A 7945-nucleotide genomic window follows, 5' to 3' on the forward strand; every position below is an offset into this window, starting at 1 on the left:
CCCGCCCGGCCGCGGCCGGGCACACGGCGACGCGCGCGGGCCGTCAGCGCCGCCCGCGCCCGGTCGCCTCGGTCGGCCCGCCCGTGCCGGGCCAGCCGCCGCCGTCAGTGGACCTCGGTGATCTCCGGTCCGCGCTGCAGCCGGTCCACGCCGCCCGCGAACCGCGAGCCCTCCGCGTCCTCCTGCTGCACCCCGTCGGGCACCATCTGCGCGTCGCTCGGCAGCTTCAGCACGATCGGGTCGCGCGGCGCCATCGGCCCGCTGCCGCGCACCACGACCGTGTCGCGGAACACCGCCTCCAGCAGGCTGGCCGTCTCCGGGCGCACCGCGCCCTGACCCGAGATCACACCGCGCAGGAACCAGCGCGGGCCGTCGACGCCGACGAAGCGGACCGTCTGCACGCCGTTCTTCCCGTCCGGCAGCTGCACCGGCACCTGGGCGCGCAGCTCCCAGCCCAGCGGCCCCTCGGCCTCGTCCACCACCCCGCCCTGCTGGGTGATGCCGCCGGCGATCTCCTCGCGCACCTCCTTCCAGATGCCCTCGTTGCGCGGGGCGGCGAACGCCTGGAGCTGCACGGCGCTGTCCTGTAGCACCACGGTCGCGGCGACGATCGCGTCGCCCGCGACCTCCACCCGCAGCTCCATGCCCTCGACACCGGGGACGAGCAGACCGCCGAGGTCCACGCGGCCCGCCGCGGCGTCGGACACCTCGGAGACGTCCCACGGCCCGTCCGGGCGCGGCGCCGGGGGCAGGCTCACCCGGCCGGCGGCGAAGTCCTCCTCCGCGTCCTGGGCCTCTTCCGGCTCCGCCGCGTACTCGGCGTCCGCGGCGTCCTCTGCCAACTCCTCGGAGGCCACGTCGAACGAGTCGACGTCCTCCTCGCTGCGCTTGCGGCGACGTCCGAACACGTCAGCTACTGCCCTTCCCGGTCGGAACCGACCGAAGCGTATCCATTCCCACCCTCGGTGCCCGTCCACGCGGCGTGACCCCCGGTGGACCCCAGGCCCCCCTCGGCCCGCGCCGAGCCGGGAAGCTCGGCGACCTCGTGGAAGCGCACCTTCTCGACTTGCTGCACGACCAGCTGCGCGACCCGGTCGTAGCGCTCGAACCGCACGCTCTCGCGCGGATCGAGGTTGACCACGATCACCTTGATCTCTCCACGGTACCCGGCATCGATGGTGCCCGGGGCGTTCACCATCGCCACCCCGCAGCGGGCCGCGAGACCGGAGCGCGGGTGCACGAAGGCCGCGTACCCGTCGGGCAGCGCGATAGCCACCCCGGTGGGCAGCACGGTCCGCTCGCCGGGCGCGAGCTCGGCGGGCTCGGTGGTGACCAGGTCGGTGCCGGCGTCGCCCGGGTGCGCGTACGCCGGGATCGGCACCTGGGGGTCCAGCCGGCGGATGAGGACGTCCACGGGGGTACGGGTCACGGGTTCACCTCGAAGGCGCGGGCGACCTTGACCTGGTCGGGGTTGCTGATCGCCTCGTTGATCTCCTCGGCGCGGCCGTGCTCGATGAAGTGGTCGAGCTTGACCTCGACGAAGACCGCGTCGGCGCGCACCGCCACCGGGCCGTCCGGGCCGCCGAGCCGTCCGGTGGCGGTGGTGAATATCCGGCGGCCCGCCACGGCGGTCGCCCGGGCCTCCAGGTGCAGCACGGCGCCGACCGGCACCGGGCGCAGGAAGTCCGTCTCCAGCCGCCCGGTGACGGAGATCACCCGCAGCAGCCAGTTCAGCGCGCCCAGGGACTCGTCCAGCGCGGCGGCCAGCACGCCGCCGTGCGCCAGGCCCGGCGCCCCCTGGTGCTCGGGCCGCACGGTGAACTCGGCGGTGAGGCTGACGCCCTCGCCCGCGACCGCCCGCAGGTGCAGGCCGTGCGGCTGGCTCGTGCCGCAGCCGAAACACCGCTCGTAGTGCGCACCGATCAGCTCCCCGGGCGCGGGCGCGTCCGGGTGACGCACGGGCGGTCTGGCACCGTCCGGAGGAGTCAGGGACGTCGAATTTCCACTCACAAGGGCTGACCTTACCCGCGCGGCGGTCCCCGGGCGTCGCCGTGCCAAGCTTGACTTCATGCAGCCTTACGAAGAACGCCTGACCGCACCTCGTCTGTGGTGGTTCATCGCGCTCCTCGTCGGAGTCGCGCTGGCGCTGGTCGCGCTGCCCTTCGGCACGCTGCCGATGCTGTGCGGCCTGGTCGGCGGCGTGGCGCTGTCCGGGGCAGCGGTCAGTTCGTACGGCTCGGTGCGGGTGCGGGTGGTGGCCGGCTCGCTCGTCGTGGCCGACGCCCGGATCCCGGTGTCGGCGCTGGGCCGGGCCACGGTGCTGGACCCGGCGGAGGCGGTCGCCTGGCGCACCTACAAGGCGGATCCGCGGGCGTTCATGCTGCTGCGCAGCTACGTTCCGACGGCGCTGCGGGTGGAGGTCGTCGACCCGGACGACCCGACGCCGTACCTGTACGTGTCCACCCGCAGCCCGGAGCGGCTGGCGGCCGCGCTCGCGGCCGCGCGGTCCTGCGAGGCCCCGGACCCGGGCGTGCAGGAGCGCATCCCGGATCAGGGGACGTAAGGGCAGGGGGTTCGGGGGCCTTCGGGGCCTCGGGGCCGCTTGCGGGGCTCGCGGGTGCGGCGGGCACCGTGCGGGCCCGCCGAAGGGGCCAGGGCCCGCGCGGCAGGCGGGCGGGGTCCGGCGGCGGCGGGGACGTGCCGGGGGCACGCCGGGTCACTCGGGCAGCGCGTCCCAGGGCACCTGGCGGGTGCGCAGGTCCTCCCGGATCCGGCGGGCGAGCCGCAGGGTGTCGCGCCGGTTCAGCACCGCGCCGACGGCGGCTCCCACCATCAGGGGGGTGAGCACCGGCAGCGAGCGGACCGTGCGGCGGACCACGCGCTGGCGCAGCTCGCGCTTGAGGTGGCCGCTGAGGGCCGCGCCGACGCCCGCGGGAACGGCCCGGTCGGCGCCGCGCTCCGCGGCCCAGGCGTCCAGGTAGGCGGTGGCGCGCTCGACGGCGGTGCCGGGCGCGCGCAGTCCGTAGACCTCGTGCAGCTCGGCGATGAGCTTGATCTCTATGCAGGCCACGCCGACGACCTCGGCGGCCAGCTCGGTGGGCATGGCGGGCGGGACGGGCAGCATGGCTGCGGCGCCGACGCCCGCGCCCACGGTGCAGGTGCCGTGCACGGCACCTGCCACCAGCTTGTCCGCGATCTGCTCCGGCCCGAGGCCGGGGAACTGCTCGCGCAGGGTCGCGAGCTCGCGGACCGGGACACGCGGAGCGGTCGCGATGATGCGGTCGACGACGGTCTGGAGTCCCGCTCGCGCGCGGTCGCCGCCCTTGCGGGCGCCGAGCCGGACAGCGGTCGCGAGCGAGGCCGTCAGGCCCCGCTCGGCTTTCCTCGGATCGGTCGTGTCGTCGCCGTGCATCGCGCCGTCGTCCATCGCGTCACCCTTCACGCGTCCGCCGCGACGGCGGCCTCAGGCCGCGCAGTCGCGGCAGATCGGCTGGCCGTTCTTGTTCTCGGCGGCCAGCTGGCTGCGGTGGTGGACCAGGAAGCAGCTCATGCAGGTGAACTCGTCCGCCTGGCGGGGCAGCACCCGCACGGACAGCTCCTCGTTGGAGAGGTCCGCGCCGGGCAGCTCCAAGCCCTCGGCCTGCTCGAACTCGTCGACGTCGACGGTCGAGGCCGACTTGTCGTTCCGCCGGGCCTTCAGCTCCTCGATGCTGTCCTCGTTGACGTCGTCATCGGTCTTGCGTGGAGTGTCGTAGTCGGTTGCCATGTCGCTCTCCCCCTCTGGGTGTCTGCGGTCTCCAGCGCACGTAACGCGCGAGAGGCCGGGCTTGTGCCCGACCCGAGGCGGAGATTTTGCCTCACATCAAGGTCTGTTACTCAATCGACACCCAACCGCACCCCTGAAGAGGCGATCAGGTTGGATGGCGATCAGGACCGTACACGGTCCGCATGCCGCTTGCGCGTGCGCCATGACGTGTACTTCCCGTGATCAGGACCCATGAAAACCCGCATTTTCCCGGCTTTCCGGCCTGGTTGCCGATCACTCACCGTAGGTGGCCAGTGATTCGTCCATGTGATCGATACCACACGGGCAGGATTGCGGAGGATTCGGAAAATTCAGCGTGAAGCGAACATGATCTCGGTCTCCGCCGCGGGCTGCCCCACCGCGTGTGCGTGCCGCCCCGCGCCGCGGGCACACGCCTCTCACGCGGGCGCGCGACAGCGCCCCTGCCTGCCCGACCTGGCGGAGGAGCCGGTCACGCGGGCAGCACCACCCGCATGACGAGCCCGCCGCCCGCGCGCGGCTCGGCGGTGATCGAGCCGCCGTGCGCGCGTGCCACCGAGCGGGCGATGGACAGGCCCAGGCCGACGCCCTTGTCGCTGCCGGTGCGCTCGGTGCGCAGCCTGCGGAACGGCTCGAAGATGTTCTCCGCCTCGTACGCCGGCACCACCGGACCGGTGTTCGCCACCAGCAGCACGGCCTGGCCCTGCCGGGCGTCGGTGGTCACCTCCACCCAGCCGCCCTCGGGGACGTTGTAGCGCACCGCGTTCTGCACGAGGTTCAGGGCGATGCGCTCCAGCAGCACGCCGTTGCCCTGCACCACCGCCGGCTTGCGCTGCTCGCGCACCTCCACGCCCTTGGCCTGGGCTTCGGCGCGGGTCTGGTCGACCGCCCGGGAGGCGACCTCGGCCAGGTCCACCGGCTTGCGGTCCACCAGCTCGTTGTCGCTGCGGGCCAGCAGCAGCAGGCCCTCCACCAGCTGCTCGCTGCGCTCGTTGGTGGCCAGCAGCGTCCTGCCGAGCTGGGTGAGGTCCGGGGAGGCGCCGGGGTCGGCGAGCTGCACCTCCAGCAGGGTCCGGTTGATCGCCAGCGGCGTACGCAGCTCGTGCGAGGCGTTCGCGACGAACCGCCGCTGCGCGGTGAACGCCCGGTCCAGCCGCTCCAGCATCTCGTCGAAGGTGTCGGCCAGCTCCTTCAGCTCGTCGTCCGGCCCGTCCAGCTCGATGCGCCGGGACAGGTCCGAGCCCGCCACCCGGCGCGCCGTACGGGTGATCCGGCCGAGCGGCGCGAGCACCCGGCCGGCCATCGCGTACCCGAAGGCGAAGGCGATGACGGCCAGGCCCAGCAGCGTCAGCAGCGACCGGCGCAGCAGGCTGTTCAGCGCGAGGTCGCGCTGGTGCGCCAGGCACTGGGCCACCGCGTGGTTGAACTCGGCGCTGCTGCTGGGCGCGGGCGGCAGGTCGCAACTCGCGTCGACCTGCTTGTACTCCATGTTGACGATCTGGAAGGGCAGCCGGTTGCCGCGCTGGATGGCGTCCGCCGCCAGCAGGTAGATGATCGTCAGCAGCAGCACCCCGGCGATCAGGAACATCCCGCCGTACAGCAGGGTGAGCCGTATCCGGATGGTCGGGCGCAGCCAGGGGCGCGGGCTCCAGCCCTGGCGCGGCTCCCAGTCCGGCTTGGGCGGGGCGCCGGGCGGCAGCGGGGTCGCGGCCATGCCCGGTCAGATCCGGTAGCCCGAGCCGGGCACCGTGACGATCACGGGCGGCTCGCCGAGCTTGCGGCGCAGCGTCATGACGGTGACGCGGACCACGTTGGTGAACGGGTCGGTGTTCTCGTCCCACGCCTTCTCCAGCAGCTGCTCCGCGGAGACCACGGCGCCGGCGCCGCGCAGCAGCACCTCCAGGACCGCGAACTCCTTGGGCGCGAGCTGGACGGGCCGGCCGTCCCGGGACACCTCCCGGCGGCCGGGGTCCAGGCGGATGCCGGCGCGCTCCAGCACGGGCGGCAGGGCGACCGTGGCGCGGCGGGCCAGGGCCCGTACGCGCGCGATCAGCTCGCTGAAGGCGAAGGGCTTGGGGAGGTAGTCGTCCGCCCCCAGCTCCAGGCCCTCGACGCGGTCGCTGACGTCGCCGGACGCGGTGAGCATCAGCACGCGCGTGGGCAGGCCCAGCTCGACCACCTTGCGGCACACGTCGTCGCCGTGGACGAGGGGCAGGTCGCGGTCGAGGACGACGACGTCGTAGTCGTTGACCGGCACCCGCTCCAGGGCGGCGGCGCCGTCATAGACGACGTCGACGGCCATCGCCTCCCGGCGCAGCCCGGTCGCCACCGCGTCGGCGAGCAGCTGCTCGTCCTCGACGACGAGAACACGCACGTCGCTGGTCCTTCCCTCGGGGCCCCGCGGCCCTGGTCGTTCGTGCTGAGGATCGTGCTGGGGGTCTTGCTGAGGATTTTGCCTGGGTTTTGCAGGGGGTCCCGCCGGGTGCCGCCGGGGTGCCGGACAGCCGCCCGGGGAGCCCGCCGGGGTGAACGTCTCCATCCTGCCTCGCTCCGTCATAAACCGGAGGTAAGAGGGCTGCGGGCGGCCTTCGGCGGGCGCGCGGGCGGGCCGCGGCACGGGAGCCCGCGGGATGCCCGGGCGGGGTCCGCGGGGCGGCCGACCGGGGGCCGGCGACACGCGCGGGCGGCGGAATTCCGGATTCACCCGGCAGCGGAGGTTTCCGCTCCCGGGGGGATGGGGAGGACGACTGCACATCCCGCGATCACGCCCTCATGTGGCATCCCCTGGTTTTCCCTCGCCACTGTCAGGGACAGGCACGTGGTCGCCCACACCCACCATCCGGCACCCCCGGTGCCACCTACCCAGGACGAGGGGGCTCACATGGACGCGTTCACCGCAGGCATTCTGCAGCGTATAGAGGCCGCCCAGACCGACCTTCACCGCGCCCGTGAGTCGGGCGACGACTTCCTCGCCGACGTGGAGCAGGCGGAGCTGGACGACCTGCGCCGACTGGCGGCGGAGCACGGCGTGGAGGTCGGGGCCGCGATCGCCTGACCTCACGCGAACAGCGCGCACGCGCCCCGGGGACCCGAGACGGGCCCCGGGGCGCTGTGCTGTGCCCCGCGGCCCGCATCCCGCGTCCGGCGCTGGTCCCACGTCCGGCCGGGGGCCGCGGCGGCGGTCCCGGGGGCCGCGCCGCGGTCGGCCGCGGGGCCCGGCCGCGTCAGGCGGCGGGCGGGCCGTCGTGCCAGGCCCCCAGGTCGTCCAGCAGCCGCTGCAACGGCTCGAACAGGCCCGGCGAAGCGGCCACGGTCAGCTCGCCGGACGGCGGCTCGCCCGGACGGCCGCCGGTGAGCGCGCCCGCCTCGCGCGCTACGAGGGCGCCGGCCGCCATGTCCCACGGGTTGAGCCCGCGCTCGTAGTAGCCGTCGAGCCGGCCGCAGGCCACGTCGCACAGGTCGATCGCGGCCGAGCCGCCGCGCCGGATGTCGCGGACCCGGGGCAGCAGCACGCGGACGACCTCCGCCTGGGCGGCGCGGCGCTCGGCGCGGTAGCCGAAGCCGGTGCCGACGAGCGCCTGGGCGAGGTCGGGCGCCGGGCGGCAGCGCAGCCGCGTCCGGCCCGCGTACGCGCCGCCGCCGAGCACCGCGTGGTACGTCTCGCGGCGCATCGGGGCCGCCACCACGCCCACGACCGTCTCGCCGTCCCGCTCGGCGGCGATGCTGACCGACCAGGACGGCAGGCCGTACAGATAGTTCACCGTGCCGTCGAGGGGGTCGATCACCCAGCGCACGCCGCTGCTGCCGTCCGCGTGGGCGCCCTCCTCCCCCAGCAGGCCGTCGTCCGGGCGGCGCTCGGCGAGGAAGTCGGCGATCAGCTTCTCGGAGGCCAGGTCCATCTCGGTGACCACGTCGATCGGGCTGCTCTTGGTGGCGGCCACGCCGAGGTCGGCCGGTCTGCCGTCGCGCAGCAGGTCGCCGGCGCGGCGGGCGGCCTCCAGGGCGACGGTCAGCAGGTCCTGGGTGAGCTGGTCGGTCACGGCGCTCCTCACGCGTACGGGCTGTCGGCGCCCGCGGCGGCGGGCCGGGGGGCGGCGGGCGGCGCGCCCTGGGCGCCGGGGCGGCGGACGGCGGGGCCCGGGCCGGGCAGCGGGGCCGGGC

General features: G+C 74.6%; 10 protein-coding genes. 2 read left to right on the forward strand and 8 right to left on the reverse strand.

Translation table 11 applies throughout. From position 1 onward, the window contains the following. Window positions 1-104: 104 nt before the first annotated feature. The 3 genes from RKE29_RS25775 to RKE29_RS25785 are packed head-to-tail and all read right to left on the reverse strand — an operon-like array spanning window position 105 to window position 2010. A complete protein-coding gene (locus tag RKE29_RS25775) occupies window positions 105-908 on the reverse strand; it encodes a DUF3710 domain-containing protein (RefSeq protein ID WP_312008043.1) in 804 nt (267 codons plus the stop codon). A 5-nt stretch (window positions 909-913) separates the two neighbouring features. Next, window positions 914-1429: a dUTP diphosphatase gene (gene dut / locus RKE29_RS25780; RefSeq protein ID WP_312008045.1), complete on the reverse strand. Its 516-nt coding sequence runs from the start codon at window positions 1427-1429 to the stop codon at window positions 914-916. Continuing rightward, window positions 1426-2010: a PaaI family thioesterase gene (locus tag RKE29_RS25785; RefSeq protein ID WP_312008046.1), complete on the reverse strand. Its 585-nt coding sequence runs from the start codon at window positions 2008-2010 to the stop codon at window positions 1426-1428. The genes dut and RKE29_RS25785 overlap by 4 nt, the downstream gene beginning before the upstream one ends. 58 nt (window positions 2011-2068) lie before the next feature. Here RKE29_RS25785 and RKE29_RS25790 point away from each other — a divergent pair, with 58 nt between their 5' ends. Next, window positions 2069-2563: a DUF3093 domain-containing protein gene (locus RKE29_RS25790; protein WP_312008047.1), complete on the forward strand. Its 495-nt coding sequence runs from the start codon at window positions 2069-2071 to the stop codon at window positions 2561-2563. A gap of 153 nt (window positions 2564-2716) precedes the next feature. Here RKE29_RS25790 and RKE29_RS25795 read toward each other — a convergent pair whose 3' ends face one another. From RKE29_RS25795 to RKE29_RS25810, 4 genes are all read right to left on the reverse strand, one after another. Next, complete coding sequence (locus RKE29_RS25795) at window positions 2717-3427, reverse strand: hypothetical protein (protein ID WP_312008048.1); 711 nt, start codon at window positions 3425-3427, stop codon at window positions 2717-2719. A 36-nt stretch (window positions 3428-3463) separates the two neighbouring features. After that, window positions 3464-3766 (reverse strand): DUF4193 domain-containing protein, encoded by a 303-nt coding sequence (locus RKE29_RS25800; RefSeq protein ID WP_312008049.1) that lies wholly within the window; start codon window positions 3764-3766, stop codon window positions 3464-3466. Window positions 3767-4256: 490 nt separating this feature from the next. Then, window positions 4257-5498 (reverse strand): HAMP domain-containing sensor histidine kinase, encoded by a 1242-nt coding sequence (locus RKE29_RS25805; protein WP_312008051.1) that lies wholly within the window; start codon window positions 5496-5498, stop codon window positions 4257-4259. Between the two features lie 6 nt (window positions 5499-5504). Further along, complete coding sequence (locus RKE29_RS25810) at window positions 5505-6158, reverse strand: response regulator transcription factor (protein WP_312008052.1); 654 nt, start codon at window positions 6156-6158, stop codon at window positions 5505-5507. Between the two features lie 507 nt (window positions 6159-6665). Between RKE29_RS25810 and RKE29_RS25815 the strand changes: the two genes are divergently transcribed. Beyond that, the gene (locus RKE29_RS25815) at window positions 6666-6839 is read left to right on the forward strand and encodes a hypothetical protein (protein WP_312008053.1); all 174 of its coding nucleotides are present in this window, start codon (window positions 6666-6668) and stop codon (window positions 6837-6839) included. Window positions 6840-7008: 169 nt separating this feature from the next. Here the strand turns inward: RKE29_RS25815 and RKE29_RS25820 are convergent, their stop codons facing one another. Then, a complete protein-coding gene (locus RKE29_RS25820; RefSeq protein WP_312008054.1) occupies window positions 7009-7824 on the reverse strand; it encodes an inositol monophosphatase family protein in 816 nt (271 codons plus the stop codon). Window positions 7825-7945: the final 121 nt, after the last annotated feature.

Origin of the sequence: Streptomyces sp. B1866 (assembly GCF_031932565.1) — a bacterium.
Taxonomy (GTDB): Bacteria; Actinomycetota; Actinomycetes; order Streptomycetales; family Streptomycetaceae; genus Streptomyces.